Raw genomic sequence first — 25926 nt, forward strand, 5'->3', positions numbered from 1 at the left:
CTGGGCAGCCGGCTCCCTGAATCGAGCTGCTGTCCGCATCTGAAATTTGTTCGAGCCGAGCGCATATTTTTATTAAAAATGGCGCTCGGTTTCGTGCATTAAAAGACTTAGGATTAAATCATGGCTCGCAAGACCCCCATTGAGCGCTATCGTAATATCGGTATCTCCGCTCACATCGATGCAGGTAAAACCACGACTACAGAACGCGTTCTGTTTTATACCGGTGTGAATCACAAAATCGGTGAAGTGCATGATGGCGCGGCCACCATGGACTGGATGGAGCAGGAACAAGAGCGTGGCATCACGATCACTTCCGCTGCGACCACCTGTTTCTGGAAGGGCATGGCGGGTAACTTCCAGCCTCACCACATCAACATCATCGACACACCGGGCCACGTTGACTTCACGATTGAAGTCGAGCGCTCGATGCGTGTTCTGGACGGCGCCTGCATGGTTTACTGTGCGGTCGGCGGCGTGCAGCCACAGTCGGAAACAGTGTGGCGTCAAGCTAACAAGTACAAGGTTCCACGTCTGGCGTTCGTCAACAAGATGGACCGTACCGGCGCGAACTTCTTCAAGGTTTTCGACCAGATGCGTGCTCGTCTGAAGGCGAACCCGGTTCCAATGCAAGTACCTATCGGCGCTGAAGACAAGTTCGAAGGCGTGATCGACCTGGTCAAGATGAAGGCGATCTACTGGCACGACGATACCCAAGGCATGACTTTCGACTACCGTGAAATCCCTGCTGAGCTGGCTGCTGAAGCCGCCAAGTGGCGTGAGAACATGGTCGAAGTGGCTGCCGAAGCATCGGAAGAGCTGATGAACAAGTACCTGGAAGAGGGTGATCTGAGCGAAGACGAAATCAAGGCAGCGATCCGTCAACGTACCCTGGCCAGCGAAATCGTGCCGATGATGTGCGGTACTGCGTTCAAGAACAAGGGCGTGCAAGCCATGCTGGACGGCGTGGTCGACTACCTGCCTTCGCCGCTGGACGTGCCGCCGGTTCCGGGCCTGGACGAAGATGATGCGCCTATCTCGCGTAAAGCGGAAGACGGCGAAAAGTTCTCCGGTCTGGCGTTCAAGATCGCTACCGATCCGTTCGTTGGCCAGATCTGCTTCATGCGTTGCTACTCGGGTACTTTGAATTCGGGCGACACCGTGTTGAACTCGATCAAGGGCAAGAAAGAGCGTATCGGCCGTATCGTGCAGATGCACGCCAACCAGCGCGAAGAAATCAAGGAAATTCTGGCCGGCGACATTGCAGCGCTGATCGGGATGAAAGATACGACTACCGGCGACACATTGTGCGACACCAATGCCTTCATCATCCTGGAGCGCATGGTGTTCCCTGAGCCGGTGATTTCGCAAGCGGTTGAGCCTAAGACCAAGCAAGACCAGGAAAAAATGGGCTTGGCTCTGAATCGCCTGGCGGCAGAAGATCCTTCGTTCCGTGTCCGCACTGATGAAGAATCGGGCCAGACCATCATCGCCGGTATGGGCGAGCTGCATCTGGACATTATCGTCGACCGCATGAAGCGTGAATTCAACGTTGAAGCGACCGTCGGTAAGCCACAGGTTGCGTATCGTGAAACGATCCGCAAGACTTGCGAAGAAATCGAAGGCAAGTTCGTCAAGCAATCGGGTGGTCGTGGTCAATACGGTCACGTGGTTCTGAAGATCGAACCGCAAGAACCAGGCAAGGGCTTTGAGTTCGTTGACGCGATCAAGGGCGGCACCGTTCCACGCGAATACATCCCTGCAGTTGAAAAGGGTGTCCGTGAAACATTGAACACCGGTGTCCTGGCCGGCTACCCAGTGGTAGACGTCAAGGTAACCCTGTTCTTCGGTTCCTACCATGACGTTGACTCGAACGAAAATGCGTTCCGCATGGCCGCTTCGATGGCGTTCAAGGATGGCTGCCGTAAAGCCAGCCCGGTTATTCTGGAGCCAATGATGGCGGTTGAAGTCGAAACTCCAGAAGACTACGCCGGTACCGTGATGGGCGATCTGTCGTCGCGTCGCGGCATGGTGCAAGGCATGGACGAAATTGCTGGCGGTGGCGGCAAGATCATCAAGGCCGAAGTGCCTCTGTCGGAAATGTTCGGTTACTCGACTTCGTTGCGTTCGGCTACTCAAGGCCGTGCAACTTACTCGATGGAATTCAAGCACTACGCTGAAGCGCCTAAGAACGTTATCGATGCAATCGTAACTTCTAAAGCGAAGTAATAAAGTAAGCAACCTTTGTCCGCCACGAGCGGGCAAGGGTTGAAATGTTTCACTCATTGTTTAACGACATCGTTCTTTTTGAAGGAAGAATAAAATGGCAAAAGGTAAATTCGAGCGGACCAAGCCGCACGTCAACGTCGGCACTATTGGCCACGTCGACCACGGCAAGACCACGCTGACAGCAGCGATTGCGACAGTATTGTCGAAGAAATTTGGCGGCGAAGCCAAAGCGTACGATCAGATTGACGCAGCGCCAGAAGAAAAAGCGCGCGGCATCACGATCAACACAGCGCACGTTGAATACGAAACTGCCAACCGCCACTACGCGCACGTTGACTGCCCAGGCCATGCTGACTATGTGAAAAACATGATCACTGGTGCTGCACAGATGGACGGTGCGATCCTGGTTTGCTCGGCAGCTGACGGCCCGATGCCACAGACACGCGAACACATCCTGCTGTCGCGTCAAGTTGGCGTGCCATACATCATCGTGTTCCTGAACAAGGCTGACATGGTCGACGACGAAGAGTTGCTCGAGCTGGTCGAAATGGAAGTGCGCGAGCTGTTGACCAAGTACGAATTCCCAGGCGACGACCTGCCAATCATCAAGGGTTCGGCGAAGCTGGCTCTGGAAGGCGACACTGGCCCATTGGGCGAGCAAGCCATCATGGCTCTGGCAGAAGCGCTGGACACTTACATCCCGACACCGGAACGTGCTGTTGACGGCGCCTTCCTGCTGCCAGTGGAAGACGTGTTCTCGATCTCCGGCCGCGGTACAGTTGTGACCGGTCGTGTTGAGCGCGGTATCGTCAAGGTTGGCGAAGCCCTGCAGATCGTTGGTATCCGTGATACACAAGATACAACATGTACTGGCGTTGAAATGTTCCGCAAGCTGCTGGACCAAGGTCAAGCAGGCGACAACGTTGGTGTGTTGCTGCGCGGTACCAAGCGTGAAGACGTAGAGCGGGGCCAAGTATTGGCCAAGCCGAACTCGATCAAGCCACACAAGCATTTCACTGGCGAGATCTATGTTCTGTCGAAAGACGAAGGCGGCCGTCATACACCATTCTTCAACAACTATCGTCCACAGTTCTACTTCCGTACAACGGACGTGACTGGTTCGATCGAGTTGCCGAAAGACAAAGAAATGGTCATGCCAGGCGATAACGTGTCGATCACAGTGATGCTGATCAACCCGATCGCGATGGAAGAAGGTCTGCGTTTCGCGATCCGCGAAGGTGGCCGTACTGTTGGTGCAGGCGTTGTTGCCAAGATCCTGCCTGACGCGTAATAAGTCATATTGTTGCGGGACAGAGGCGCACGGCGAGTGTTTAAGAGCCGCCGAAGCGCGGCGAATTACTCTGTCCCCAACTGATTAGTTTTATATGCCCTGGGTGGTTGTCATCCACGGTTCGTTCTTTTAAGGAAAATCATGTCAGCTCCTAACCAAAAAATCCGCATCCGCCTGAAGGCGTTCGACTACAAACTGATCGACCAGTCCGCACAGGAAATCGTTGATACAGCCAAGCGCACCGGCGCCGTTGTCAAGGGTCCAGTACCACTGCCGACACGTATCCAGCGTTTTGACGTATTGCGTTCGCCGCACGTCAACAAGACTTCGCGCGACCAGTTCGAAATCCGTACTCATCAGCGCCTGATGGACATCGTTGACCCAACCGACAAGACTGTCGATGCGTTGATGAAGCTGGACCTGCCAGCTGGCGTGGACGTGGAAATCAAGCTGCAGTAATAAATTTGCAATAAGAAACACCATTGCGGGACAGGGTTCAGGCGTCACGGCAACGTGGCAAATGACCCTGTCCCGCAATTATTTGCAGGTGTTGTAAATCAGCCTTAACCGCCGAATCTTTGACATACCACGACAAAGATGGTCTTGCAAATAAAAATTTACGCGGTTATACTGATCGGCTTCGGTGCGATTGCCGACGGATTTCGTCTTTGCAGTCGTGCTTATTTTAGTTGTACAAACATCAGCCCCGCCCAATCGTAGGCGGGAATGGAGAAAAACAATGAGCTTAGGCCTTGTTGGTCGCAAGGTTGGTATGATGCGCATCTTCACGGAAGATGGGGATTCGATCCCAGTAACCGTGTTGGACGTGTCGAACAACCGCGTGACCCAAATCAAAACGCCTGAAACAGACGGTTATACCGCTGTTCAAGTTGCATTCGGTTCGCGTCGCGCTTCACGCGTGACTAAAGCCGCCGCTGGTCACTACGCCAAAGCTGGCGTCGAGGCTGGTACCATCCTCAGAGAATTCCGCATTGATTCAGCCAAGGCTTCTGAACTGAAGGCCGGCGAAGTTATCGCCGCCAGCCTGTTCGAAGTCGGTCAAAAGGTTGACGTTCAAGGTGTCTCGATCGGTAAAGGTTACGCTGGTACCATCAAGCGTCACAACTTTGCATCCGGTCGTGCCAGCCACGGTAACTCCCGTTCGCACAATGTTCCAGGTTCCATCGGTATGGCGCAGGATCCAGGTCGTGTTTTCCCTGGTAAGCGCATGACCGGTCACATGGGTGACGTTACTGTAACTACGCAAAACCTCGAAATCGCACGTGTTGACGCTGAGCGCCAACTGCTGCTGGTCAAGGGCGCGGTTCCAGGTGCTAAGAACGGCCAAGTCGTGGTCAGCCCTGCGATCAAAATCAAAGCTAAGAAGGGAGCCTAATTCATGGAACTCAAGCTCCTGAATGACCAAGGTCAAGCTGCTTCGAACGTTGCTGCTCCGGATACCATTTTCGGCCGCGACTACAACGAAGCTCTGATTCACCAGGTCGTGGTTGCTTACCAGGCTAACGCTCGCAGCGGTAACCGTAAGCAAAAAGACCGTGAAGAAGTTCATCACACGACGAAAAAGCCATGGCGCCAAAAGGGTACTGGCCGCGCTCGTGCTGGTATGTCGTCCTCGCCACTGTGGCGCGGCGGTGGTCGGATTTTCCCGAACTCGCCTGATGAGAACTTCAGCCACAAAGTAAACAAGAAGATGTATCGCGCAGGTCTCTGCTCGATTCTGTCGCAGTTGGCACGCGAAGGTCGTTTGTCGGTCGTCGAGAATTTCTCGGTCGAAGCGCCAAAGACCAAGCTGCTGTCACAAAAGCTGAAGACCATGGGTCTGGATTCCGTGTTGGTCATTACCGACAACCTGGAAGAAAACCTGTTGTTGGCGTCGCGTAACCTGCCTGGTTTCCTGGCATGTGAACCACGTCACGCTGATCCAGTATCGCTTGTGTTCTACAGGAAGATCCTGATCACCAAGCTGGCTTTGGCGAAGATTGAGGAGATGCTGGCATGAACGCAATTAAACATAGCGAAGAACGCTTGATGAAAGTGTTGCTGGCGCCGGTGATTTCCGAAAAGGCAACGATGGTTGCGGAGAAGAACGAGCAAGTCGTTTTCCGTATCGCACCAGACGCTACCAAGCTGGAAGTCAAGGCTGCTGTCGAGCTGCTCTTCAAAGTTCAGGTTGAATCGGTGCAAGTTGCCAATCGCCAGGGTAAGCAAAAGCGTAGCGGCAAGACCATGGGTCGCCGCAACCACACCCGCCGCGCATTCGTATGCTTGAAGCCGGGTCAAGAGATCAACTTCACCGAGGAGGCTAAATAATGGCACTCGTTAAAGTTAAACCAACCTCGCCGGGCCGCCGTGGCATGGTCAAGGTCGTTAATCCCGACCTGTACAAAGGCCGTCCATTTGCTGCCCTGGTTGAGAAGAAGTCGAAAACAGCCGGCCGTAACAACAACGGCCATATCACCACTCGCCACATCGGCGGTGGTCATAAGCAACATTACCGCCTGATCGATTTCAAGCGCACCAAGGATGGCATTCCTGCGAAAGTGGAACGTATCGAATACGATCCAAACCGCACCGCGAATATCGCCCTGTTGTGCTACGCCGACGGCGAGCGTCACTACATCATCGCCACTAAGGGCATGGCTGTAGGCGACCAGGTAATGAGCGGCTCGGAAGCGCCGATCAAATCCGGCAACTGCCTGCCAATCCGCAACATTCCGGTTGGCACGATTCTGCATTGCGTCGAAATGCTGCCAGGTAAGGGTGCCCAAATGGCCCGTACCGCCGGCGCCGGCGTTGTGCTGATGGCTCGTGAAGGTACTTACGCTCAAATTCGTTTGCGCTCCGGTGAAGTTCGCCGCGTGCACATCGAATGCCGCGCTACCGTAGGTGAAGTCGGCAATGCCGAACACAGCCTGCGCAAGATCGGTAAAGCGGGTGCGATGCGTTGGCGTGGTGTTCGTCCTACCGTTCGCGGTGTGGTCATGAACCCGGTCGACCATCCTCACGGTGGTGGTGAAGGTAAGACCGCAGCTGGTCGTCATCCAGTTTCGCCATGGGGTCAACAGACTAAGGGTAAGAAGACACGCAGCAACAAGCGTACTACTTCCATGATCGTCTCGCGCCGTGGCAAGAAATAAGGGGTAACACATGACACGTTCATTGAAAAAAGGGCCGTTCTGCGACGCCCATCTGGTGAAAAAAGTTGAAACTGCGCAAGCAGTCAAAGACAAAAAGCCAATCAAGACTTGGTCCCGTCGCTCGACCATCATGCCGGATTTTATCGGTCTGACGATTGCTGTCCATAACGGCAAGCAACACGTCCCGGTATATGTGTCCGAGAACATGGTTGGTCACAAGCTCGGCGAATTCGCGCTGACCCGTACGTTCAAGGGTCATGCTGCTGATAAGAAGGCTAAGAAATAAGGTCCGATGATGGAAACTAAAGCTACCCTCCGCGGCGTGCGCCTGTCGGCCCAAAAGGGCCGTCTGGTCGCCGACCTGATTCGCGGCAAAAAAATTGATCACGCGCTAAACATCCTGACTTTCAGCCCTAAGAAAGGTGCAGCCATCATCAAGCGTGTTCTGGAGTCCGCAATTGCGAACGCAGAACACAATGACGGTGCCGACATCGACGAGCTGAAAGTTACGACGATTTACGTGGAAAAAGGTTCGGTCCTCAAGCGCTTCACAGCGCGTGCTAAAGGCCGTGGCGATCGTATCTCGAAGCAATCCTGTCACATTTACGTGACTGTCGGAAACTAAGGAGTCACGATGGGACAGAAGATTCATCCAACCGGTTTTCGCCTTGCGGTTACACGTAACTGGGGATCCCGCTGGTATGCAGGCAATAGCAATTTTGCCCAAATGCTTGGCGAAGATCTGAAAGTTCGCGCTTTCCTCAAGAAAAAACTGAAGAACGCATCGGTCGGCCGCGTTGTTATCGAGCGTCCTGCAAAGAACGCGCGCATCACGATTTACAGCTCGCGTCCTGGTGTTGTTATTGGTAAAAAAGGCGAGGACATCGAAGTTCTGAAGTCCGCGCTGACTAAGCTGATGGGTGTGCCGGTTCACGTTAATATCGAAGAAATTCGTAAGCCTGAAATCGACGCACAACTGATCGCTGACTCGATCGCGCAACAGCTCGAAAAACGCATCATGTTCCGCCGCGCGATGAAACGTGCGATGCAGAACGCAATGCGTCTGGGCGCGCAAGGGATCAAGATCATGTCGTCCGGTCGTCTGAACGGTATCGAAATCGCACGTACCGAATGGTACCGCGAAGGTCGCGTACCACTTCACACACTGCGCGCTGACATCGACTACGGTTTCGGCGAAGCTGAAACCACGTACGGCATTATCGGCATCAAGGTCTGGGTCTACAAGGGTGATCGTCTGGCTAACGGCGATGCGCCGGTAATCGACGTACCTAACGACGACGACAAGAAACGCCGTGGCCCACGTCGCGATGATGGCAAGCCATCTAGCCGTCCACGTCCTAAAACTACGGCAACTGCCGGTGCGCCTGGTGCGCGTCCTGCACGTGCCAAGAAGCCGGATGGCGCTGCTGAAGGTGTTGCTGCACCGGCTGAGAAAGCAGGAGAATAATCATGCTGCAACCAGCACGCAGAAAATATCGTAAAGAGCAAAAAGGCCGCAACAAAGGCATTTCGCATTCGCGCGGCACTGCTGTGTCGTTCGGCGAATTTGGCTTGAAAGCGGTTGGCCGCGGTCGTATCACCGCGCGCCAGATTGAAGCAGCTCGTCGCGCAATGACCCGTCATATCAAACGGGGTGGTCGTATCTGGATTCGCATTTTCCCGGATAAGCCAATTTCGCAAAAGCCTGCCGAAGTCCGTATGGGTAACGGTAAAGGTAATCCCGAGTACTACGTGGCTGAAATCCAGCCAGGTAAAATGCTGTACGAGATGGATGGCGTCGATGAAACACTGGCGCGCGAGGCATTCCGTTTGGCTGCAGCTAAATTGCCACTGTTGACCACGTTCGTCGTGCGTCAAATTGGCCAATAATTGGAGTTAAACATGAAAGCATCTGAACTCCGCGACAAAGATCAAGCGGCCTTGACCAAAGAGCTGAACGAATTGCTGAAGGCGCAGTTTAGCCTTCGCATGCAAATCGCAACTCAGCAATTGAGCAATACGTCGCAATTGAAGAAAGTTCGTCGCGATATAGCACGGGTCAAGACCGTGATCAATTCGAAGGGCGCCCTGTAATGAACGATCAAGTGAAACAAGCGCTCAAGCGCACGCTGGTTGGTAAAGTAGTGTCCGATAAAATGGACAAGACTGTTACCGTCCTGATCGAACGCCACGTCAAGCATCCTCTGTATGGCAAAATCATCGTGCGTACTAACAAGTACCATGCACATGACGAAACCAACCAGGCCAAGGAAGGCGACGTTGTCGAGATCCAAGAAGGACGTCCAATCTCCAAGACTAAAGCTTGGAGCGTGACACGTGTGGTACAAGTGGCACAGGTCCTGTAAGTAATGGTTGCGAGCCAAGCATTTTGATGTGATAATGCTTGGCTTCGCTCCTGTTGGCTTCCAACAAGAGCGGGCAAGAAAAATAGCAGCACCCTGCAGTAAATTTTTGTTCTAGCAAGAAGTTTTGGAAGTCGTCCACCTAAGCAGTGCGCTCAGCAGAGTTGCCCTGACAGGACCAAGACTGACCGTAAATCCGCATCGTGCGGCAGCGAGTTAAGTTGGGAAAGAAAATATTATGATTCAAACGGAAAGCCGGCTCGAAGTAGCCGACAACACTGGTGCACGCGAAGTCATGTGTATCAAAGTTCTGGGTGGTTCCAAGCGTCGCTATGCCAGCATTGGTGATGTGATCAAGGTTACCGTCAAAGTGGCAGCGCCACGTGGTCGCGTCAAGAAAGGCGAGATCTATAACGCCGTTGTCGTGCGGACCGCTAAAGGCGTTCGCCGTCAAGATGGTTCGTTGGTCAAGTTCGATGGCAATGCAGCAGTGCTGCTGAACGCGAAGCTTGAGCCAATTGGTACGCGTATTTTTGGACCAGTCACTCGTGAACTGCGCACTGAGCGCTTCATGAAGATTGTGTCACTCGCGCCTGAAGTGCTGTAAGGAGTCGAGATGGATAAGATTCGGAAAAGCGACGAAGTAATCGTCCTGACTGGTAAAGACAAGGGCAAGCGCGGTGTTGTAAAGCAACGCGTTGATGCTAATCACGTCGTCGTAGAGGGTGTCAACGTTGCTAAAAAAGCAACCAAGCCAAACCCGATGACTGGTGTAACTGGTGGCATCATTGACAAGCTGATGCCGATTCACGTGTCAAATGTTGCGTTGTTCAACGCAGCAACTGGCAAGGCAGATCGCGTTGGTTTTAAAGATGTGGACGGCAAGAAAGTCCGCGTTTTCAAGTCCAGCGGCGAAGTTGTTAAGGTTTAAGAGATCATGGCCCGTCTCCAAGAATTCTATAAAGAAAAAGTCGTTGCCGACTTGACAGCGAAATACGCTTACAAGTCCGTGATGGAAGTGCCGCGCATCCTGAAGATCACCCTGAACATGGGTCTGTCGGAAGCGATTGCGGACAAGAAGATCATTGAACACGCTGTTGGCGATTTGACCAAGATTGCAGGTCAGAAGCCAGTCGTGACCAAGGCACGGAAAGCTATCGCGGGTTTCAAAATCCGTGAAGGCTACCCAATCGGTTGCATGGTTACACTGCGTGGCGCTCATATGTACGAGTTCCTGGATCGCCTGGTTACTGTCGCGCTGCCGCGCGTTCGTGACTTCCGTGGCGTCTCCGGTCGTGCATTTGACGGTCGTGGTAACTACAATATCGGCGTGAAAGAGCAGATCATTTTCCCCGAAATTGAGTACGACAAGATTGATGTGTTGCGTGGTATGAATATCAGTATCACGACGACTGCAAAGACCGACGACGAAGCAAAATCGCTTCTCGCCGCATTTAAATTTCCGTTCAGAAACTGAGGTTGCCATGGCAAAACTGGCACTGATTAACCGTGAACAAAAGCGCGCTGACCTGGTAAAGAAATACGCCGGCAAGCGTGCCGAGTTAAAGGCAATCATTGATGACCAATCGAAGTCGGAAGAAGAGCGCTACGAAGCTCGCTTGAAATTGCAAGCGCTGCCACGTAACTCGGCTCCGACCCGTCAACGTAATCGTTGCTCCCTGACTGGTCGTCCACGTGGCACTTTCCGCAAGTTCGGTCTGGGCCGTATTAAGCTCCGTGAAATCGCCATGCGTGGCGAAATTCCGGGTATGACTAAAGCAAGCTGGTAATAGGAGAATATGCAATGAGTATGAGCGATCCTATCGCCGATATGCTGACCCGTATCCGCAATGCGCAAGTAGTTCACAAGACAACCGTGGCAATGCCATCGTCGAAGGTCAAGATTGCGATTGCCAACGTCCTCAAGGACGAGGGTTACATTGAAGATTTCGCTGTCGCAGAAGAAGGCGGCAAAGCGGAACTCAAAATCGGTTTGAAGTATTACGCCGGCCGTCCCGTTATCGAACGCCTTGACCGTGTATCCCGTCCAGGGCTGCGGGTCTACAAGGGCAAAGATGACATCCCTAACGTGATGAACGGCTTAGGTGTGGCAATTATTTCGACACCTTCTGGTGTCATGACGGACCGCAAAGCGCGCGCAACCGGTGTCGGTGGCGAAGTTATTTGCTACGTCGCCTAAGGAGTGCAATATGTCACGTGTAGGTAAAATGCCGATTGCACTGCCGACTGGCGCGGAAGCGACCATTACAGCAGCGCAGATCACAGTCAAGGGCCCATTGGGCTCGCTTTCCCAGGCTTTGAATGGCCTGGTAAAAATCGAAAACAACAACGGCACGCTGAATTTCGCGGCCGCTGACGACAGCCGTGAAGCCAATGCGATGTCAGGCACCCTGCGTGCTCTGGTCAACAACATGGTCAATGGCGTAACCAAGGGCTTCGAAAAGAAGCTGAACTTGGTTGGCGTGGGTTTTCGTGCGCAAGCTCAAGGTGACAAGTTGAACCTGTCGCTCGGTTTTTCGCATCCTGTTGTTCACCAGATGCCAGAAGGCGTCACCGTGGCAACACCGACGCAGACCGAGATCCTGATCAAGGGTATCGACAAGCAACGTGTTGGCCAGGTTGCTGCAGAAGTTCGTGCTTACCGCGAACCTGAGCCTTATAAGGGCAAGGGCGTTCGTTACTCGGACGAAGTGGTAATCCTTAAAGAAACCAAGAAGAAGTAATAGGGGTTGACGATGGATAAGAAACAATCACGTCTGCGCCGTTCACGCCAAACGCGTGCCAAGATCGCAGAGTTAAAGGTGAACCGCCTGGCAGTGCATCGTACCAACTTGCACATTTACGCCAGCATCATCGGCCCTGACGCTAAAGTGCTGGCTTCGGCCTCCACACTGGAAGCTGAAGTACGTGCAGAACTGGCCGGCAAGTCCGGTGCAGGCGGCAATGCAGCAGCTGCATCTCTGGTTGGCAAGCGCGTTGCCGAGAAGGCACTGAAAGCTGGAGTTACCGAAGTTGCGTTTGATCGCTCCGGTTTCCGTTACCACGGCCGCGTCAAGGTGCTGGCAGATGCCGCCCGTGAAGCCGGTCTGAAGTTCTAAGGAAGAATCGTCATGGCAAAAATGCAATCAAAAATGCAAAGCGATAAGCCGGATGATGGCATGCGCGAAAAAATGATCGCGGTCAACCGTGTGACCAAAGTGGTCAAGGGTGGTCGTATCATGGGTTTCGCAGCATTGGCTGTTGTTGGTGATGGCGATGGCCGTATCGGCATGGGCAAGGGCAAATCGAAAGAAGTGCCAGTTGCTGTGCAGAAGGCTATGGAAGAAGCCCGTCGCAAGATGATCAAGGTAACGCTCAAGAACGGCACTCTGCAACACGCTATTTCCGGCAAGCACGGCGCGTCATCGGTTCTGATGCTGCCAGCTAAAGACGGTACTGGTGTTATTGCCGGCGGTCCAATGCGCGCAATTTTTGAAGTACTGGGCGTGACGAACGTTGTGGCCAAGTCCACTGGTTCCACCAATCCGTACAACATGGTGCGTGCTACTTTGAACGGCTTGTCAAAAATGAACACTCCATCGGAAATCGCCGCCAAGCGTGGCAAGTCCGTTGAAGAAATTCTCGGCTAAGGTGATCAAAATGACAAAGACTGTAAAAGTACAATTGGTCAAGGGTTTGATCGGCACACGCGAAACACATCGCGCAACAGTGCGCGGTTTGGGTCTGCGTCGCGTTAATTCGGTTTCCGAATTGCAAGACACCCCATCAGTGCGCGGCATGATCAATAAAGTGTCCTATCTTGTGAAAGTGGTGTCGTAAGCTTAGGCTTGCGAACGGAGCAAATTATGGAATTGAATACTATTCAACCTGCAGATGGCGCCAAGCACTACAAGCGTCGCGTTGGTCGTGGTATCGGCTCGGGTATCGGTAAGACAGCCGGCCGCGGTCACAAGGGTCAAAAATCGCGTTCGGGCGGTTTCCACAAAGTAGGTTTCGAAGGTGGTCAGATGCCTTTGCAACGTCGTTTGCCAAAACGCGGCTTCAAGTCGATGGCAACGCCGTACAAAGCAGAAGTTCGCTTGTCGGACCTGGAAAACCTGCCGGTAACAGAAGTAGATATCCTGGTGTTGAAGCAAGCCGGCGTGATCGGCGAGCTGGCACGCGTGGTACGTGTCATCCTGTCGGGCGAATTGACCAAAAAGGTTACGCTCAAGGGCTTGATCGCTACCAAGGGTGCAAAAGCTGCGATTGAAGCGGCCGGCGGATCGGTTGCTTAATTTGTCGTTCTAACTCGTAGCAATGGAGCAATAAGTGGCGACTTCACCCCAACTTGCAAAGAGTGCTGCGAGCGGCTTCCCATGGGGCCGTCTGTGGTTCTTGCTTGCTGCATTGGTTGTATATCGTATTGGTGCTCACATTCCTGTACCGGGAATTGATCCATCGCAGTTGGCGCAATTGTTCAAGCAGCACCAGGGCGGCATTCTGGGCATGTTCAACATGTTCTCTGGTGGTGCGTTGTCGCGGTTCACCGTGTTCGCGCTGGGTATCATGCCGTATATCTCGGCATCGATCGTGATGCAATTGATGTCGATTGTGTCGCCTCAGCTGGAAGCGTTGAAAAAAGAGGGCGAATCCGGTCGTCGCAAGATTACCCAGTACACCCGTTACGGTACGCTGTTGCTGGCGACGTTTCAGGCTCTGGGGATTGCGGTAGCGCTGGAATCGCAACCTGGCCTGGTGCTGGATGCCGGCCTGGCTTTCCGCTTCACCACAGTTGTGACGCTGGTGACAGGAACGATGTTTTTGATGTGGTTGGGTGAGCAGATTACTGAGCGTGGTCTCGGTAACGGTATCTCGATCATCATCTTTGCAGGTATTGCAGCTGGCTTGCCAAATGCGATCGGTGGTTTGTTCGGTCAGGTAAGTACCGGCTCCATGAGTGCCTTGTCGGCGATCCTGATTTGTTTGATCGCAGCCGGCGTGACATATCTGGTGGTATTTATTGAACGTGGCCAACGCAAGATTCTGGTGAATTATGCGAAACGCCAGGTAGGCAACAAGATTTATGGTGGTCAAAGCAGTCATTTGCCGCTGAAGCTGAACATGGCTGGTGTAATTCCTCCAATCTTCGCTTCCTCGATCATCTTGTTTCCTGCGACAATCACGAGTTGGTTTACTTCCGGTGATTCAACCAATCCGGTAGTCAACTTCCTCAAGGATATGGCGGCTTCACTGGCGCCAGGCGAGCCGATTCATGCTCTGCTGTATGCGATAGCGATTGTGTTCTTCTGCTTTTTCTATACAGCGTTGGTGTTTAACAGCAAAGAAACAGCTGACAACCTGAAGAAGAGCGGCGCGTTTGTACCAGGGATTCGTCCAGGCGAGCAGACCGCACGTTATATCGACAAGATCCTGATGCGTTTGACACTGGTTGGCGCGGTTTATATTACGGTTGTTTGTTTGGTTCCGGAATTTCTGATCGCCCGCTGGAAAGTACCGTTTTATTTTGGTGGTACATCGCTGTTGATTATCGTAGTGGTCACCATGGATTTCATGGCGCAAGTACAGAATTACGTGATGTCGCAGCAATATGATTCGCTGCTTCGTAAGGCAAATTTCAAGGGCGGCGTTTCGACACGCTAAGTGTTGCAACGAACGACCAAAGGAACCAGTAGACCGAATGGCAAAAGACGACGTTATCCAGATGCAAGGCGAGATTCTTGAGAATCTCCCCAATGCAACATTTAGAGTCAAGTTGGAAAACGGACATATCGTCCTCGGTCATATTTCTGGCAAGATGCGCATGAACTATATTCGCATCCTCCCAGGAGATAAGGTGACGGTAGAATTGACACCTTATGATTTAAGCCGGGCACGGATTGTGTTCCGTACCAAGTAACTTTTAGTATAGAAAGAAGACGAAAATGAAAGTGCTCGCATCAGTCAAGCGCATCTGCCGCAACTGTAAGATCATTAAGCGCAAAGGCGTGGTTCGCGTCATTTGTACAGAGCCGCGCCATAAACAGCGCCAAGGTTAATTAACGTTATTGATCGAGGAATAACGAATGGCACGTATTGCAGGGGTAAACATCCCCAATCATCAGCACACTGTTATCGGCTTGACAGCCATCTACGGTGTTGGCCGCCCACGCGCAAAAGTAATTTGCGACAGCACGGGTATTTTGACTACGAAGAAGATCAAAGATCTCGACGATAACGAGCTGGAAAAGCTGCGCGACGAAATTGCAAAATTCGTCGTCGAAGGTGACCTGCGTCGTGAACTGTCGATGAACATCAAGCGTTTGATGGATCTGGGTTGCTATCGTGGTATGCGTCATCGCAAGGGCTTGCCTTGCCGTGGCCAACGTACTCGTACCAATGCACGTACCCGCAAGGGCCCGCGCAAAGCCGCTCAATCGCTGAAGAAATAATTAAGCTGCCACGGTCCCGTGGCAACTGATTGTTTTTAGGTAGTCGGATTCTAGGAAATTATTATGGCAAAGTCCCCAAATAACGCCGCAGCAGCACGTGTGCGTAAAAAAGTTAAAAAGAACGTTGCTGAAGGCATCGCGCACATCCACGCGTCTTTCAACAACACCATCATCACGATTACCGATCGTCAAGGTAACGCGTTGTCGTGGGCGACATCTGGTGGCGCTGGCTTTAAAGGCTCCCGCAAGTCGACTCCATTTGCAGCGCAGGTTGCAGCCGAAGCCGCTGGTAAAGTGGCTGTGGAATGTGGCGTAAAGAACCTGGAAGTGCGCATCAAGGGCCCTGGTCCTGGTCGTGAGTCCGCCGTTCGTGCGTTGAACAACCTGGGTATCAAGATCACCCAGATTCAAGACGTTACTCCAGTACCGCATAACGGTTGCCGCCCTCCAAAGCGTCGTCGTATCTAAATCTCTACAGATTTTCGTTATTGCCTAGCAATAGCGTATGCAAGTAGCCCGCCAATGACCTTGGCGGGTTTTGTTCTTAAGCCCACTGTCTGGTTGAAGGTAAATCAGACTAGCGCCAGGCCGGCGGTTGTTCACTCAGATTCCGGCCGCAAAAGGCAGTAATGCCCCGGCGTCATATTTTTAAAAGGAAGCATCGTGGCACGTTATATCGGACCTAAAGCAAAACTTTCCCGCCGCGAAGGCACGGACCTGTTCCTGAAGAGCGCACGCCGCTCGCTGGATTCCAAGTGCAAACTGGATTCCAAGCCAGGTCAACATGGCCGTACTTCGGGCGCACGTACCTCCGACTACGGTAACCAATTGCGCGAAAAGCAAAAGGTCAAGCGTATGTACGGCATTCTGGAACGTCAGTTCCGTCGTTATTTCGCTGAAGCAGACCGTCGCAAGGGCAACACCGGCGAAACGCTGCTGCGTTTGCTGGAAGCACGTCTGGACAACGTCGTCTATCGCATGGGTTTCGGTTCGACCCGCGCTGAGAGCCGTCAACTGGTTTCGCACAAAGCGTTCACCGTCAACGGCAACGTTGTCAACATCGCTTCGTACCAAGTGAAGACCGGCGACGTGATCGCTGTTCGTGAAAAAGCCAAGAAGCAAGTGCGTATCGTTGAAGCGCTGCAACTGGCCGAACAAGGCGGCATGCCATCGTGGGTTTCGGTTGATGCGAAGAAGATGGAAGGTACTTTCAAGTCCCTGCCAGATCGTAACGAAATCGCTAACGACGTCAACGAATCGCTGATCGTCGAACTGTATTCGCGTTAATTTTAGTTTTTCGGCTGCACCTGGCTCCAGGTGCAGCCGTTTCATCAGGGTGCCTCTGACTATCCTAGCGATGGCCGGCGGCGCCCTTAATGCCATCAGCCTTATCGGTGTAACGAGCCGAGGGTATTGAAGAGGACATTTCATGCAAAACAGCTTGTTGAAGCCACGTATTATCGAAGTAGAAGCACTGGGTGCCGGCCACGCTAAAGTCGTGATGGAACCGTTTGAACGTGGCTACGGCCACACGCTGGGCAACGCGCTGCGCCGCGTCCTGCTGTCATCGATGGTTGGCTACGCGCCGACTGAAGTGACCATCGCCGGTGTGGTTCACGAATACTCGTCACTCGACGGCGTGCAGGAAGACGTAGTCGATATCCTGTTGAACCTGAAGGGCGTCGTGTTCAAGCTGCATAACCGCGACGAAGTAACACTGACATTGAAAAAAGATGGCGAAGGCGCTGTGCTGGCTTCCGACATCGATCTGCCCCATGACGTAGAGCTGGTCAATCCGGATCACGTGATTGCCCACCTGACTGCCGGTGGCGCACTCGACATGCAGATCAAGGTTGAAAAAGGCCGTGGCTATGTGCCGGGCAACGTTCGCCGCCTGACGGAAGATGCCAACAAGACCATCGGCCGTATCATCCTGGACGCTTCGTTCTCGCCAGTGCGCCGTGTTTCCTACGCTGTTGAATCGGCGCGTGTGGAACAGCGTACCGACCTGGACAAGCTGGTCATCAACATTGAAACCAATGGCGTGATCACACCGGAAGAAGCGATTCGCCAATCGGCGCGCGTGCTGGTTGACCAACTGAACGTGTTCGCTGCACTGGAAGGTACTGAAGCCGCTGCTGAAGCACCATCCCGCGCACCGCAAGTCGATCCTATCCTGTTGCGTCCGGTCGACGACCTGGAACTGACAGTACGTTCGGCCAACTGCCTGAAAGCAGAAAACATTTACTACATTGGCGATCTGATCCAGCGTAGCGAAAATGAACTGCTGAAGACGCCAAACCTCGGCCGCAAGTCCTTGAACGAAATCAAGGAAGTCCTGGCATCCCGTGGTTTGACACTGGGCATGAAGCTGGAAAACTGGCCGCCTGCAGGCCTGGAAAAGTAATATTTGTTGTTAGCCCGGGGGTGGGATAGAATCTCGCCCTTGGGTTTGTTTTAAGCTCGTGCATTTAAATTTGTTTTATCCATTGTTGTATTAATTTCAACCGGCCCGCGACCAGGCAATATGCCTAAGTCGATCGAAGAGCTGGATGTAAACTCGAAAACTGAAAGGAATTACCATGCGTCACCGTCACGGCCTTCGTAAATTAAATCGTACTTCTTCCCACCGTCTGGCCATGTTGCGCAACATGACTGTTTCGCTGCTGCGTCACGAAGCAATCAAGACCACACTGCCAAAGGCAAAAGAACTGCGTCGCGTGATCGAACCGATCCTGACACTGGGCAAGACTGACACCCTGGCAAACAAGCGCCTGGCATTTGCTCGCCTGCGCGACCGCGAAATGGTCCTGAAGCTGTTCGCTGAACTGGGCCCGCGCTACGCTAACCGTAACGGCGGCTACCTGCGCATCCTGAAAATGGGTTTCCGCGTCGGCGATAACGCGCCTATGGCTTACATCGAACTGATGGACCGTCCAGAAATCAGCGACGACGCTGAAGTACCGACAGCTGACTAAGCTTAAGTATCCAAGCTGCGTTAAAATCAAAAGCCAGGCCTAGCCTGGCTTTTTTGCATTCTGCGCTTGTGCGCAGTCGTACGGCGTGCTGTAAGGATAGATCAAAGAGTTCGACTATGTCAGAAGCCTTGCTTATACTCACCAGCTTGCCCGATCTCGCCAGTGCGCAGGCTTTGGCGCGGCAACTGGTGGAACGCAAGCTGGCGGCCTGTGTCAATCTGCTGCCGGCGGTGCAGTCCGTCTATCGCTGGCAAGGCCAGGTGGAGCAGGCGTTTGAAACCACTTTGCTGATCAAGACCGCGGCGCACCGTTATGCGGAGCTGGAAAGTGCAATCAAGGCTGCCCACCCGTATGCCGTGCCGGAAATCATTGCGCTACCGATCGTGGCCGGCTTGCCGGCCTACCTGAATTGGATTACTGCAGAAACCCAAAAGGACGTGAATGTTTAAGTCTCTCAAGCAATTGTCTGTATTGTTCGCCATGCTGTTCGCTTTCGCCCTGGCGCATGCCGATGAAGACGATTACCTGGCGCCGGAAGTGGCCTTCAAGTTTTCCGCCCGCATGGCCGACGCCAAGACTGCGGAGGTGACCTACGCCATCGCCGACGGCTACTATATGTACCGCGAACGCTTTCACTTCAAGGCAGAAGGCGCCACGCTGGGCGAGCCGCAGATTCCGGCCGGCACCGTCAAGTTCGATCAGACCTTCAACAAGAATGTCGAAACCTATCATCACACGGTCACCATCCGCCTGCCGGTCGAGGCCAGCGGCAATTTCACGCTGATCTCCACCGGCCAAGGCTGCGCCGACAAGGGCTTGTGCTATCCGCCCATGGATTCCCGCATCAGCCTGTCCACCACCGGCGGCAATAGTGGCGGCGGTCTGCTGAGCGCCATGGGCATCGCCAAAGCCGGCAGCGCCGCGATGGATACGCCGCAAGCGCCGGCAGCCAGCAATGCCGCAGACGCCGCTCAGGCGGCCGCCAGCGTGCCGCCACCCGCTGCGCCTGACTCGGAAAGCGGCCGTATCGAATCGTCGCTGAAGGGCGGCAAGCTGCTGGTGATCATGCCGCTGTTCCTGCTGCTGGGCCTGGGCTTGGCGTTCACGCCTTGCGTGCTGCCGATGGTGCCTATCCTGTCATCGATCATTGTCGGCGAAGGCACGCAAGTCAGCCGCCGTCGCGGTTTCCTGCTCTCTGTCACCTATGCGCTAGGGATGGCGCTGGTGTATACCGCACTGGGCGTCGCCGCCGGACTGGCCGGCGAAGGCTTGGCCGCGACTTTGCAGAATCCGTGGGTACTGTCGGCGTTTGCATTGCTGATGGTGTTGATGTCGTTCTCGATGTTCGGCTTTTACCAGCTGCAGCTGCCGGCTGCGTTCCAGACCAAGTTGAGCAAGGCTTCCGATCAGCAATCCGCCGGCAAGCTGCTGGGCGTGTTTGTGATGGGTGCGATTTCGGCGCTGATCGTCGGACCATGCGTGGCGGCGCCGCTGGCCGGCGCGCTGGTGTATATCAGCCAGACGCGCGACGTCGTGATCGGCGGCAGCGCTTTATTTGCCATGGCGGTCGGCATGAGCGTGCCCTTGATATTGGTGGGGATCTCCGCCGGTTCGCTGCTGCCGCGCGCGGGCGCCTGGATGGAGTCGGTCAAGCGCTTCTTCGGCGTGCTGATGCTGGCGGTGGCGGTGTGGATGGTGTCGCCGGTGATTCCGGCGCTGGCGCAGATGCTGTGCTGGGCGGGTTTAGGCATCGGCTACGGCGCCTACCTGCTGTGGGATAAATCGTCTACCGCCTGGTTCGCCAAGGCCTTCGGCGTGGCATTCATGGTGTGCGGCGTGGTGCAGCTGGCGGGCGCCATGACCGGCGGCCGCGATGTGTTGGCGCCGCTGGCGCAGCTGGGGGGCGCCAAACAGGAAAGCGCCCACGCCCAGTTCATTCGCGTCAAATCGGTGGCGGAACTGGACGCAGCGCTGGCCCAGACCAATGGCAAGACTGCTTTGCTGGATTTCTATGCCGACTGGTGCGTCTCCTGCAAGGAGATGGAAAAATTCACCTTCACCGATCCGCGCGTACAGGCGCGCTTCGGTCAGATGGTCTTGCTGCAGATCGACGTCACCGCCAACAATGCGGACGACAAGGCCATGCTCAAGCGCTTCAATCTGTTTGGGCCGCCGGGCATCATATTTTTCAATGGTCAAGGCCAGGAAGTCCCGCATGGACGGGTAATCGGTTACCAGAATTCCGATAAGTTCCTGCAATCGTTATCGGTGCTGAATAGCTGATTGCTATACCCTTCGCTTTCAAGCAGAAATTTCTAAACTAATCGGCCCATCTTCTATCCAACCTGGAGTTATGTAGATAGTCGATAAAATTCTTTAGGCTGTGGCCGTCGCAAGGCTATAGTTTTAGTTCGATGTGTTCCGCAATCATCATGCAATCCAAAGGAGACTGAAATGACTTTACGCCTTGGCGATGTCGCCCCCGATTTTGAGCAGGACTCTTCGCTCGGCAAAATCAATTTCTATGATTGGGCCGGGGCTTCCTGGGTGGTGCTGTTTTCGCATCCTGCCGATTTCACCCCGGTCTGCACGACAGAACTCGGCCTGACCTCGAAACTGAAATCGCAATTTGAACAGCGCGGCGTCAAAGTGATTGCGTTGTCTGTCGACCCTGCCGACAAGCACCAGGAATGGATCAAGGACATCAACGAAACGCAAAATACCGTGGTCGGATTCCCGATCATTGCGGACGCTGACCGCAAGGTGTCGGAGCTGTACGACCTGATCCATCCGAATGCCAGCGCCACCGCTACCGTGCGCTCGCTGTTCGTGATCGACCCGGCCAAGAAAGTGCGCCTGATCATCACTTATCCGGCCAGCACAGGCCGCAACTTCGATGAGATCCTGCGCGTCATCGACTCCCTGCAACTGACCGATAATTATTCGGTGGCCACGCCCGGCAACTGGAAAGACGGCGAGGATGTGGTGATCGTGCCGTCGCTGCAAGACCCCGAAGTGCTCAAGCAGAAATTCCCCAAGGGCTTCAAGGCGATCCGTCCTTATCTGCGTCTGACGCCGCAGCCGAATCGCGACTGATTGCCTGCCGCGGTTTTTGCCGCGTCTCGAAAAAAAAGCCCCGCCGGTTTCCCTGCGGGGCTTTTTCTTGGCGCGCCGGAAAGTGCTAGCGCCGGTCCAGCGCCTGGCTTTCCAGGTAGCGCCGACGCTGGAAGAAGACCAGCATGACGACGATCACCAGCGCCATGCTGCCCATCGTCAGCCAGAAGCCGAGCGCGTTCTTGAGCAGGGGCATGACTTCGAAATTCATGCCGAAGATTCCGGTGATCAGGGTCAGCGGCATGAACAATGCGGTGATCACGGTCAGTGTGCGCATGATTTCGTTGGTGCGATGGGCGACCGCGGAAAAATGGATCTGCACCGCCGATTCGATCGACGATTCCAGCCGCCGCGCGTGATTCAAGACCCGCGTAATATGCTCCATCACATCGTTGATACGCACCAGCAGCAAGTCCTTGGCGCGGCTGATCTCGATGCCGTCGTCGATGTCGACGAAGTAGTCGCGCAACTCCTGCATGGCGTCGTGCTGCTCCTCGCACAGGTTTTCCAGCTTGCGCAATTCGATGCGCGCATCCAGCAGCGCCATCCAGTCCTTGAACGGCCGGCGCGGATCCAGCAGGGCGCGCTGCCAGCGGTCCAGCTGCGTGGTGAGCGGCTGGCGCAAGTCCAGGTACTGGTCGACCATGGCGTTGATCAGGCGCAGCAGCAAATCCTCCGGCGAGGCCGGCAGGCGTATCGCATGCGGCGTTTTCTCGGTCTTGTTGCACAGTTCCTGCAGGCGCGTGCGCGTGGCGTCGATGGTGCGGCTATAGCGTTCGTGGACGGTGACCAAGGCGTGATCCATGATCAGGAAAGTCACAGGCTGGGTCGCCAGCTTGCTGAGCGCGGCCGGGATCTTGCGCTTGCTGCTGTCGCTCTCCGCTGCAGGCGCCGGCGCTGCGGCCTCGGCATTTGCCGGCGCTTGGGAGTTGCCGTTGCCGCCGGCCCCGTTCAGCGTCAGCTTGCGGAACACCACCATGCCGTAATCCTGGGTCGAGTCGAAATAGGACGGATGATTCGGATTGAGCGTGTCGGTCATGTGCGGATCGTAGATCTGCACCCCGGTGGCGCGTTCGATCGCATTGCGCCAGGCTTCCGGATCGGCCGCTACTTCTTCGTGGGTGGCGTCGATCCACAGAAAGCCTTTGAGCGGGACGACGTCCGGCAATTCCAGGCTTTGGCTGACGTGGTTGTCACTGATGAGAAAGATGTCCATGCATTGTCGATGAGCGTTTAATGAAGAGGCGGAGCGCCATCATCAAAACCAGCGATGGCAGGATGATGGACGGCGCAGGTAATAGACCTGCGCTGCGCGGCTTAGTTGCGGCTGCGGCTGTGGACGACGATATGCATGGCGCGCGCAACCAGTTTTTGGCGGTCGTCAGGCTGCACGGCCGCCGCTCATTTTCTGCCGCGCTCAGCCCTTTTTCAGGTGACGTGCGATATCCAGCGCAAAGTAAGTCAGTACGCCATCCGCGCCAGCGCGCTTGAACGCCAGCATGGCTTCCATCATGGTCTTGTCGTGATCCAGCCAGCCGTTCTGCGCGGCCGCCTTGATCATGGCGTACTCGCCGCTGACCTGGTAGGCGAAAGTCGGCACCTTGAACTCGTCTTTCACGCGGCGGACGATATCCAGGTAAGGCATGCCCGGCTTGACCATCACCATGTCGGCGCCTTCTGCCAGGTCCAGCGCGACTTCATGCAAGGCTTCGTTGCTGTTGGCCGGATCCATCTGGTAAGTGTTCTTGTTGCTCTTGCCTAGCGTCGCAGAGGAACCGACGGCATCACGGAACGGACCGTAGAAAGCCGAAGCATACTTGGCCGAATAAGCCATGATGCGGGTGTAGATATGGTGATGCGCTTCCAGCGCGTTGCGCACCGCACCGATGCGGCCGTCCATCATGTCGGACGGCGCCACGATGTCGACGCCGGCGTCGGCCTGGGTCAGCGCCTGCTTGACCAGGATGGCGCAGGTTTCGTCGTTCAAGACATAGCCGTCCGCATTCAGCACGCCGTCCTGGCCGTGGCTGGTGTAGGGATCGAGGGCGACATCGGTGAGGATGCCGAGTTCGGGAAAGCGCTGCTTCAGTTCGCGTACCGCGCGCGGGATCAATCCTTGCGGGTTGGTGGCTTCGATGCCGTCCGGCGTTTTCAGGGAGGGATTGATCACCGGGAACAAGGCAATCACCGGGATGCCTAACGCCACGCACTCTTCCGCCACATTTAACAGCAAGTCAATTGACAGCCGTTCAACACCCGGCATCGAATTGATTTTCTCGCGCTGGTTTTTGCCGTCCAGAATGAAGACCGGATAAATCAGGTCAGCCGTGGTGATCACGTTTTCCCGCATCATCGCGCGTGAAAATGCGTCTTTGCGCATGCGGCGCATGCGGATGGCGGGGAACTGGGCGGTTTTATGTGAGTGTGGCATAGCGGTTTCTGAGATATCGGGTGAGTGGGGAGCGAGCCTAACGGGACCTTGCATACAGGCATCGCTAATATTTTCGTCGAAATTAAAAAAAATCGTGAACTTTTTCGGGCTCTACTGGCTCCTAGCAATAGGTGCATCATTCGCCTCCCGCTTCCCTCCCTGAGCGGGGCCGTATCGCTTTTGGTGATAAGGCATTGTGCCCTGGAGATATTCCCCTTTCTCCAGGGCTTTTTTATGTTTAGTTTACTGACTAAACAGAGCTGTCTTGTTCTCCGGCAGCGTCGTCGGCATCATCTTCCTGACTTTCCACTTCGGCCAATTTGTTGAGGCCTGCCAATTCCACGATCTTGTCGTTCGCTTCTTCCAGGCCGCTGCGGTTGAGCGCCGAAAACAATTGCACGGTAAACGGCAGTTGCTCATTGTTCTCGTTAACATAGCTTGCCAGGAAAGTGCGCGCCTGACGCAAGGCGTTGGTGGCGTCGTTACGGTTGAGTTTATCCGACTTGCTCAATATGCAATGGATAGGCTTGCCGGTAGGGGCAAACCATTCCACCATCTGGACGTCGAGTTCGGTGAACGGACGGCGTGAATCGACGATCAGCACCAGCGCGGCCAGCTGCTCGCGGCGGCGCACGTAGTCGCCCAGCAGCTGCTGCCAGTGCAGCTTGGCGGAACCGGACACTTCAGCGTAGCCGTAGCCGGGCAAGTCGACCAGCAGGGCGCGGATCTCGTCGGTCTTGGTTTCGTCCTTACGGTGCTGGCCGACGTGGGCGCCGCCTATGGAAAAATAATTGATGTGCTGGGTACGGCCGGGGGTCTTGGACGCAAAAGCCAGTTTCTTCTGGTTGCACAAAAGATTGATGGCGGTCGACTTGCCGGCATTGGAACGGCCGGCAAAAGCGATTTCGGGTACTTGCAAGGTTGGCAAGTCACGAAGATGATTGACCGTGGTAAAGAAGCGGGCTTGCCAAAGTAGGGACATGGAATGAGCAGAAAATGCGGTAAGGGGAGGCAAAAATGCCGGAAAGCTATTGTACAATAAGGGGTTATGTACTGCTGTTTCGCTTAGCGTGATTGATGTAGGTGAATGAGGTAAGTGAAGGTTTTTGGGAGTCGGGCAATCGATTGAGTTGGCTGGGGTCGCCCCAGCATGGTACCCATCAGGGCAGAATTCTAAAATCAAGTCAGGGTGTTTGAATGAACCGTGCGTTTTTTCCAGTAGTGAAAGCTTTCTTCATTGCAGTCGTCGCGCTTTCCACTGCTGCTCATGCAGCAGATGAAGCAAAAGCGGCGCCTGCCAAAGCCGATCCAGCCAAGGGCGAAGCACTCTATACGAATGGCGACCCGGCCCGCAACATCACCGCCTGTATCTCTTGCCACGGCGCCGCCGGCGCATCGACCATCAGCGCCAACCCGAAACTGGGCGGCCAGCACGAGGCATACATCCACAAGCAGCTGACCAATTTCCAAGGCGCGGACCGCAATAATCCGATCATGTCGCCGCTGGCCAAGCTGCTGACTGACGATGAAATGAAAAACATCGCGGCTTACCTGAATGCGCAGCCGGCCAAGCCGGGCGCTGCCAAGGACAAGGATACGCTGGCCCTGGGCAAAAAGATCTATCGCGGCGGCATCGCTGAAAAGAGCGTACCGGCCTGTGCCGGCTGCCACAGCCCGAACGGCGCCGGCATTCCAGCCCAGTTCCCACGTATCGGCGGCCAGCACCAGGATTATACAGTGACCGAGCTGACTAATTTCCGCAGCGGCGCGCGCAAGAACGGGCCGATGATGACGACGATTGCAAAACGCATGTCGGATGATGAAATCAAGGCAGTCGCCGACTATATTGCCGGCCTGAAGTAATAAAATAACAATAAAAATGCATTCAGGGGTGGCCTAGGCCACCCCTTTTT

Annotated in this window: 38 protein-coding genes; 35 read left to right on the plus strand and 3 right to left on the minus strand. The window is 54.6% G+C overall.

What is annotated here, in order from left to right:
• Nucleotides 1-120: 120 nt before the first annotated feature.
• From fusA to CPter91_RS02370, 34 genes are all read left to right on the plus strand, one after another.
• On the plus strand, nucleotides 121-2226 hold the full coding sequence (gene fusA / locus CPter91_RS02215) for an elongation factor G (protein ID WP_061936368.1): 2106 nt from the start codon (nucleotides 121-123) through the stop codon (nucleotides 2224-2226).
• 94 nt (nucleotides 2227-2320) lie between these two features.
• Nucleotides 2321-3517, plus strand: coding sequence for an elongation factor Tu (gene tuf / locus CPter91_RS02220; RefSeq protein WP_061936342.1), 1197 nt, complete (start codon nucleotides 2321-2323; stop codon nucleotides 3515-3517).
• A gap of 141 nt (nucleotides 3518-3658) precedes the next feature.
• The gene (gene rpsJ, locus CPter91_RS02225; protein WP_038484649.1) at nucleotides 3659-3976 is read left to right on the plus strand and encodes a 30S ribosomal protein S10; all 318 of its coding nucleotides are present in this window, start codon (nucleotides 3659-3661) and stop codon (nucleotides 3974-3976) included.
• Between the two features lie 280 nt (nucleotides 3977-4256).
• On the plus strand, nucleotides 4257-4913 hold the full coding sequence (gene rplC / locus CPter91_RS02230; RefSeq protein WP_061538668.1) for a 50S ribosomal protein L3: 657 nt from the start codon (nucleotides 4257-4259) through the stop codon (nucleotides 4911-4913).
• A 3-nt stretch (nucleotides 4914-4916) separates the two neighbouring features.
• On the plus strand, nucleotides 4917-5537 hold the full coding sequence (gene rplD / locus CPter91_RS02235; RefSeq protein ID WP_061936371.1) for a 50S ribosomal protein L4: 621 nt from the start codon (nucleotides 4917-4919) through the stop codon (nucleotides 5535-5537).
• Nucleotides 5534-5848: a 50S ribosomal protein L23 gene (rplW, locus tag CPter91_RS02240; protein ID WP_061936375.1), complete on the plus strand. Its 315-nt coding sequence runs from the start codon at nucleotides 5534-5536 to the stop codon at nucleotides 5846-5848. Before rplD ends, rplW begins: the two co-directional genes overlap by 4 nt.
• Nucleotides 5848-6675 carry a 50S ribosomal protein L2 gene (gene rplB, locus CPter91_RS02245; protein ID WP_038484661.1) on the plus strand — a complete coding sequence of 276 codons (828 nt, stop codon included), beginning with the start codon at nucleotides 5848-5850 and terminating at the stop codon, nucleotides 6673-6675. The genes rplW and rplB overlap by 1 nt, the downstream gene beginning before the upstream one ends.
• Before the next feature lie 10 nt (nucleotides 6676-6685).
• Nucleotides 6686-6961 (plus strand): 30S ribosomal protein S19, encoded by a 276-nt coding sequence (gene rpsS, locus CPter91_RS02250; protein WP_014004397.1) that lies wholly within the window; start codon nucleotides 6686-6688, stop codon nucleotides 6959-6961.
• A gap of 6 nt (nucleotides 6962-6967) precedes the next feature.
• Nucleotides 6968-7300 (plus strand): 50S ribosomal protein L22, encoded by a 333-nt coding sequence (gene rplV, locus CPter91_RS02255; RefSeq protein WP_172656933.1) that lies wholly within the window; start codon nucleotides 6968-6970, stop codon nucleotides 7298-7300.
• A 9-nt stretch (nucleotides 7301-7309) separates the two neighbouring features.
• Nucleotides 7310-8143, plus strand: a complete 834-nt coding sequence (rpsC, locus tag CPter91_RS02260) for a 30S ribosomal protein S3 (protein ID WP_061936377.1) — start codon at nucleotides 7310-7312, stop codon at nucleotides 8141-8143.
• A gap of 2 nt (nucleotides 8144-8145) precedes the next feature.
• Nucleotides 8146-8565 (plus strand): 50S ribosomal protein L16, encoded by a 420-nt coding sequence (rplP, locus tag CPter91_RS02265; protein WP_061936379.1) that lies wholly within the window; start codon nucleotides 8146-8148, stop codon nucleotides 8563-8565.
• A 12-nt stretch (nucleotides 8566-8577) separates the two neighbouring features.
• Entirely contained in the window at nucleotides 8578-8769 is a 192-nt protein-coding gene (gene rpmC, locus CPter91_RS02270) for a 50S ribosomal protein L29 (RefSeq protein WP_014004401.1), read from the plus strand.
• The gene (gene rpsQ / locus CPter91_RS02275; protein ID WP_014004402.1) at nucleotides 8769-9041 is read left to right on the plus strand and encodes a 30S ribosomal protein S17; all 273 of its coding nucleotides are present in this window, start codon (nucleotides 8769-8771) and stop codon (nucleotides 9039-9041) included. The genes rpmC and rpsQ overlap by 1 nt, the downstream gene beginning before the upstream one ends.
• Before the next feature lie 235 nt (nucleotides 9042-9276).
• Nucleotides 9277-9645: a 50S ribosomal protein L14 gene (rplN, locus tag CPter91_RS02280; protein ID WP_014004403.1), complete on the plus strand. Its 369-nt coding sequence runs from the start codon at nucleotides 9277-9279 to the stop codon at nucleotides 9643-9645.
• Nucleotides 9646-9654: 9 nt separating this feature from the next.
• Nucleotides 9655-9969: a 50S ribosomal protein L24 gene (rplX, locus tag CPter91_RS02285; protein WP_014004404.1), complete on the plus strand. Its 315-nt coding sequence runs from the start codon at nucleotides 9655-9657 to the stop codon at nucleotides 9967-9969.
• 6 nt (nucleotides 9970-9975) lie between these two features.
• The gene (gene rplE / locus CPter91_RS02290) at nucleotides 9976-10515 is read left to right on the plus strand and encodes a 50S ribosomal protein L5 (protein ID WP_061936382.1); all 540 of its coding nucleotides are present in this window, start codon (nucleotides 9976-9978) and stop codon (nucleotides 10513-10515) included.
• 7 nt (nucleotides 10516-10522) lie between these two features.
• Entirely contained in the window at nucleotides 10523-10828 is a 306-nt protein-coding gene (gene rpsN, locus CPter91_RS02295) for a 30S ribosomal protein S14 (protein WP_014004406.1), read from the plus strand.
• Between the two features lie 14 nt (nucleotides 10829-10842).
• Entirely contained in the window at nucleotides 10843-11238 is a 396-nt protein-coding gene (gene rpsH / locus CPter91_RS02300; protein ID WP_061936385.1) for a 30S ribosomal protein S8, read from the plus strand.
• A 10-nt stretch (nucleotides 11239-11248) separates the two neighbouring features.
• Nucleotides 11249-11782, plus strand: coding sequence for a 50S ribosomal protein L6 (rplF, locus tag CPter91_RS02305; RefSeq protein WP_061936388.1), 534 nt, complete (start codon nucleotides 11249-11251; stop codon nucleotides 11780-11782).
• A gap of 12 nt (nucleotides 11783-11794) precedes the next feature.
• The gene (gene rplR / locus CPter91_RS02310; protein WP_061936391.1) at nucleotides 11795-12157 is read left to right on the plus strand and encodes a 50S ribosomal protein L18; all 363 of its coding nucleotides are present in this window, start codon (nucleotides 11795-11797) and stop codon (nucleotides 12155-12157) included.
• Nucleotides 12158-12169: 12 nt separating this feature from the next.
• Nucleotides 12170-12688 (plus strand): 30S ribosomal protein S5, encoded by a 519-nt coding sequence (gene rpsE / locus CPter91_RS02315; protein ID WP_014004410.1) that lies wholly within the window; start codon nucleotides 12170-12172, stop codon nucleotides 12686-12688.
• 10 nt (nucleotides 12689-12698) lie between these two features.
• The gene (rpmD, locus tag CPter91_RS25545) at nucleotides 12699-12878 is read left to right on the plus strand and encodes a 50S ribosomal protein L30 (RefSeq protein WP_062120265.1); all 180 of its coding nucleotides are present in this window, start codon (nucleotides 12699-12701) and stop codon (nucleotides 12876-12878) included.
• A 26-nt stretch (nucleotides 12879-12904) separates the two neighbouring features.
• Entirely contained in the window at nucleotides 12905-13336 is a 432-nt protein-coding gene (gene rplO, locus CPter91_RS02320; protein WP_061936394.1) for a 50S ribosomal protein L15, read from the plus strand.
• 34 nt (nucleotides 13337-13370) lie between these two features.
• Nucleotides 13371-14702 carry a preprotein translocase subunit SecY gene (gene secY, locus CPter91_RS02325; RefSeq protein ID WP_014004413.1) on the plus strand — a complete coding sequence of 444 codons (1332 nt, stop codon included), beginning with the start codon at nucleotides 13371-13373 and terminating at the stop codon, nucleotides 14700-14702.
• Between the two features lie 37 nt (nucleotides 14703-14739).
• Nucleotides 14740-14958 carry a translation initiation factor IF-1 gene (gene infA, locus CPter91_RS02330; protein ID WP_014004414.1) on the plus strand — a complete coding sequence of 73 codons (219 nt, stop codon included), beginning with the start codon at nucleotides 14740-14742 and terminating at the stop codon, nucleotides 14956-14958.
• Between the two features lie 25 nt (nucleotides 14959-14983).
• Nucleotides 14984-15097 carry a 50S ribosomal protein L36 gene (gene rpmJ, locus CPter91_RS25550; protein WP_014004415.1) on the plus strand — a complete coding sequence of 38 codons (114 nt, stop codon included), beginning with the start codon at nucleotides 14984-14986 and terminating at the stop codon, nucleotides 15095-15097.
• Between the two features lie 27 nt (nucleotides 15098-15124).
• A complete protein-coding gene (gene rpsM / locus CPter91_RS02335) occupies nucleotides 15125-15490 on the plus strand; it encodes a 30S ribosomal protein S13 (RefSeq protein WP_038484686.1) in 366 nt (121 codons plus the stop codon).
• Nucleotides 15491-15553: 63 nt separating this feature from the next.
• Entirely contained in the window at nucleotides 15554-15958 is a 405-nt protein-coding gene (gene rpsK, locus CPter91_RS02340; protein ID WP_014004417.1) for a 30S ribosomal protein S11, read from the plus strand.
• A gap of 195 nt (nucleotides 15959-16153) precedes the next feature.
• On the plus strand, nucleotides 16154-16777 hold the full coding sequence (gene rpsD / locus CPter91_RS02345) for a 30S ribosomal protein S4 (protein WP_061936397.1): 624 nt from the start codon (nucleotides 16154-16156) through the stop codon (nucleotides 16775-16777).
• A gap of 142 nt (nucleotides 16778-16919) precedes the next feature.
• The gene (locus tag CPter91_RS02350; protein WP_014004419.1) at nucleotides 16920-17897 is read left to right on the plus strand and encodes a DNA-directed RNA polymerase subunit alpha; all 978 of its coding nucleotides are present in this window, start codon (nucleotides 16920-16922) and stop codon (nucleotides 17895-17897) included.
• A 175-nt stretch (nucleotides 17898-18072) separates the two neighbouring features.
• Complete coding sequence (gene rplQ / locus CPter91_RS02355; protein WP_038484690.1) at nucleotides 18073-18468, plus strand: 50S ribosomal protein L17; 396 nt, start codon at nucleotides 18073-18075, stop codon at nucleotides 18466-18468.
• 116 nt (nucleotides 18469-18584) lie between these two features.
• Nucleotides 18585-18917 carry a divalent-cation tolerance protein CutA gene (gene cutA, locus CPter91_RS02360; RefSeq protein ID WP_061936400.1) on the plus strand — a complete coding sequence of 111 codons (333 nt, stop codon included), beginning with the start codon at nucleotides 18585-18587 and terminating at the stop codon, nucleotides 18915-18917.
• Nucleotides 18910-20751 carry a protein-disulfide reductase DsbD gene (gene dsbD / locus CPter91_RS02365; protein WP_061936403.1) on the plus strand — a complete coding sequence of 614 codons (1842 nt, stop codon included), beginning with the start codon at nucleotides 18910-18912 and terminating at the stop codon, nucleotides 20749-20751. The genes cutA and dsbD overlap by 8 nt, the downstream gene beginning before the upstream one ends.
• A gap of 171 nt (nucleotides 20752-20922) precedes the next feature.
• Nucleotides 20923-21564 (plus strand): peroxiredoxin, encoded by a 642-nt coding sequence (locus tag CPter91_RS02370; RefSeq protein ID WP_061936406.1) that lies wholly within the window; start codon nucleotides 20923-20925, stop codon nucleotides 21562-21564.
• Between the two features lie 85 nt (nucleotides 21565-21649).
• Here CPter91_RS02370 and CPter91_RS02375 read toward each other — a convergent pair whose 3' ends face one another.
• The 3 genes from CPter91_RS02375 to yihA all read right to left on the minus strand — a co-directional run bounded on the left by CPter91_RS02375 (nucleotide 21650) and on the right by yihA (nucleotide 24995).
• Nucleotides 21650-22798 carry a magnesium transporter CorA family protein gene (locus tag CPter91_RS02375; protein WP_061936409.1) on the minus strand — a complete coding sequence of 383 codons (1149 nt, stop codon included), beginning with the start codon at nucleotides 22796-22798 and terminating at the stop codon, nucleotides 21650-21652.
• A gap of 201 nt (nucleotides 22799-22999) precedes the next feature.
• Entirely contained in the window at nucleotides 23000-24013 is a 1014-nt protein-coding gene (gene hemB, locus CPter91_RS02380) for a porphobilinogen synthase (RefSeq protein WP_061936412.1), read from the minus strand.
• Between the two features lie 250 nt (nucleotides 24014-24263).
• A complete protein-coding gene (gene yihA, locus CPter91_RS02385; protein ID WP_061936415.1) occupies nucleotides 24264-24995 on the minus strand; it encodes a ribosome biogenesis GTP-binding protein YihA/YsxC in 732 nt (243 codons plus the stop codon).
• A gap of 215 nt (nucleotides 24996-25210) precedes the next feature.
• Between yihA and CPter91_RS02390 the strand changes: the two genes are divergently transcribed.
• Nucleotides 25211-25876: a c-type cytochrome gene (locus CPter91_RS02390; protein ID WP_061936418.1), complete on the plus strand. Its 666-nt coding sequence runs from the start codon at nucleotides 25211-25213 to the stop codon at nucleotides 25874-25876.
• Nucleotides 25877-25926 lie beyond the last annotated feature (50 nt).

Source organism: Collimonas pratensis, from assembly GCF_001584185.1.
Lineage (GTDB): Bacteria > Pseudomonadota > Gammaproteobacteria > Burkholderiales > Burkholderiaceae_D > Collimonas > Collimonas pratensis.

Excerpts from the sequence above, each read along its gene's own strand:
- fusA (WP_061936368.1), top strand. The coding sequence starts at position 121 with ATGGCTCGCAAGACCCCCATTGAGCGCTATCGTAATATCGGTATCTCC.
- tuf (WP_061936342.1), top strand. The coding sequence starts at position 2,321 with ATGGCAAAAGGTAAATTCGAGCGGACCAAGCCGCACGTCAACGTCGGC.
- rpsJ (WP_038484649.1), top strand. The coding sequence starts at position 3,659 with ATGTCAGCTCCTAACCAAAAAATCCGCATCCGCCTGAAGGCGTTCGAC.
- rplC (WP_061538668.1), top strand. The coding sequence starts at position 4,257 with ATGAGCTTAGGCCTTGTTGGTCGCAAGGTTGGTATGATGCGCATCTTC.
- rplD (WP_061936371.1), top strand. The coding sequence starts at position 4,917 with ATGGAACTCAAGCTCCTGAATGACCAAGGTCAAGCTGCTTCGAACGTT.
- rplW (WP_061936375.1), top strand. The coding sequence starts at position 5,534 with ATGAACGCAATTAAACATAGCGAAGAACGCTTGATGAAAGTGTTGCTG.
- rplB (WP_038484661.1), top strand. The coding sequence starts at position 5,848 with ATGGCACTCGTTAAAGTTAAACCAACCTCGCCGGGCCGCCGTGGCATG.
- rpsS (WP_014004397.1), top strand. The coding sequence starts at position 6,686 with ATGACACGTTCATTGAAAAAAGGGCCGTTCTGCGACGCCCATCTGGTG.
- rplV (WP_172656933.1), top strand. The coding sequence starts at position 6,968 with ATGATGGAAACTAAAGCTACCCTCCGCGGCGTGCGCCTGTCGGCCCAA.
- rpsC (WP_061936377.1), top strand. The coding sequence starts at position 7,310 with ATGGGACAGAAGATTCATCCAACCGGTTTTCGCCTTGCGGTTACACGT.
- rplP (WP_061936379.1), top strand. The coding sequence starts at position 8,146 with ATGCTGCAACCAGCACGCAGAAAATATCGTAAAGAGCAAAAAGGCCGC.
- rpmC (WP_014004401.1), top strand. The coding sequence starts at position 8,578 with ATGAAAGCATCTGAACTCCGCGACAAAGATCAAGCGGCCTTGACCAAA.
- rpsQ (WP_014004402.1), top strand. The coding sequence starts at position 8,769 with ATGAACGATCAAGTGAAACAAGCGCTCAAGCGCACGCTGGTTGGTAAA.
- rplN (WP_014004403.1), top strand. The coding sequence starts at position 9,277 with ATGATTCAAACGGAAAGCCGGCTCGAAGTAGCCGACAACACTGGTGCA.
- rplX (WP_014004404.1), top strand. The coding sequence starts at position 9,655 with ATGGATAAGATTCGGAAAAGCGACGAAGTAATCGTCCTGACTGGTAAA.
- rplE (WP_061936382.1), top strand. The coding sequence starts at position 9,976 with ATGGCCCGTCTCCAAGAATTCTATAAAGAAAAAGTCGTTGCCGACTTG.
- rpsN (WP_014004406.1), top strand. The coding sequence starts at position 10,523 with ATGGCAAAACTGGCACTGATTAACCGTGAACAAAAGCGCGCTGACCTG.
- rpsH (WP_061936385.1), top strand. The coding sequence starts at position 10,843 with ATGAGTATGAGCGATCCTATCGCCGATATGCTGACCCGTATCCGCAAT.
- rplF (WP_061936388.1), top strand. The coding sequence starts at position 11,249 with ATGTCACGTGTAGGTAAAATGCCGATTGCACTGCCGACTGGCGCGGAA.
- rplR (WP_061936391.1), top strand. The coding sequence starts at position 11,795 with ATGGATAAGAAACAATCACGTCTGCGCCGTTCACGCCAAACGCGTGCC.
- rpsE (WP_014004410.1), top strand. The coding sequence starts at position 12,170 with ATGGCAAAAATGCAATCAAAAATGCAAAGCGATAAGCCGGATGATGGC.
- rpmD (WP_062120265.1), top strand. The coding sequence starts at position 12,699 with ATGACAAAGACTGTAAAAGTACAATTGGTCAAGGGTTTGATCGGCACA.
- rplO (WP_061936394.1), top strand. The coding sequence starts at position 12,905 with ATGGAATTGAATACTATTCAACCTGCAGATGGCGCCAAGCACTACAAG.
- infA (WP_014004414.1), top strand. The coding sequence starts at position 14,740 with ATGGCAAAAGACGACGTTATCCAGATGCAAGGCGAGATTCTTGAGAAT.
- rpmJ (WP_014004415.1), top strand. The coding sequence starts at position 14,984 with ATGAAAGTGCTCGCATCAGTCAAGCGCATCTGCCGCAACTGTAAGATC.
- rpsM (WP_038484686.1), top strand. The coding sequence starts at position 15,125 with ATGGCACGTATTGCAGGGGTAAACATCCCCAATCATCAGCACACTGTT.
- rpsK (WP_014004417.1), top strand. The coding sequence starts at position 15,554 with ATGGCAAAGTCCCCAAATAACGCCGCAGCAGCACGTGTGCGTAAAAAA.
- CPter91_RS02350 (WP_014004419.1), top strand. The coding sequence starts at position 16,920 with ATGCAAAACAGCTTGTTGAAGCCACGTATTATCGAAGTAGAAGCACTG.
- rplQ (WP_038484690.1), top strand. The coding sequence starts at position 18,073 with ATGCGTCACCGTCACGGCCTTCGTAAATTAAATCGTACTTCTTCCCAC.
- cutA (WP_061936400.1), top strand. The coding sequence starts at position 18,585 with ATGTCAGAAGCCTTGCTTATACTCACCAGCTTGCCCGATCTCGCCAGT.
- dsbD (WP_061936403.1), top strand. The coding sequence starts at position 18,910 with ATGTTTAAGTCTCTCAAGCAATTGTCTGTATTGTTCGCCATGCTGTTC.
- CPter91_RS02370 (WP_061936406.1), top strand. The coding sequence starts at position 20,923 with ATGACTTTACGCCTTGGCGATGTCGCCCCCGATTTTGAGCAGGACTCT.
- CPter91_RS02375 (WP_061936409.1), bottom strand. The coding sequence starts at position 22,798 with ATGGACATCTTTCTCATCAGTGACAACCACGTCAGCCAAAGCCTGGAA.
- hemB (WP_061936412.1), bottom strand. The coding sequence starts at position 24,013 with ATGCCACACTCACATAAAACCGCCCAGTTCCCCGCCATCCGCATGCGC.
- yihA (WP_061936415.1), bottom strand. The coding sequence starts at position 24,995 with ATGTCCCTACTTTGGCAAGCCCGCTTCTTTACCACGGTCAATCATCTT.
- CPter91_RS02390 (WP_061936418.1), top strand. The coding sequence starts at position 25,211 with ATGAACCGTGCGTTTTTTCCAGTAGTGAAAGCTTTCTTCATTGCAGTC.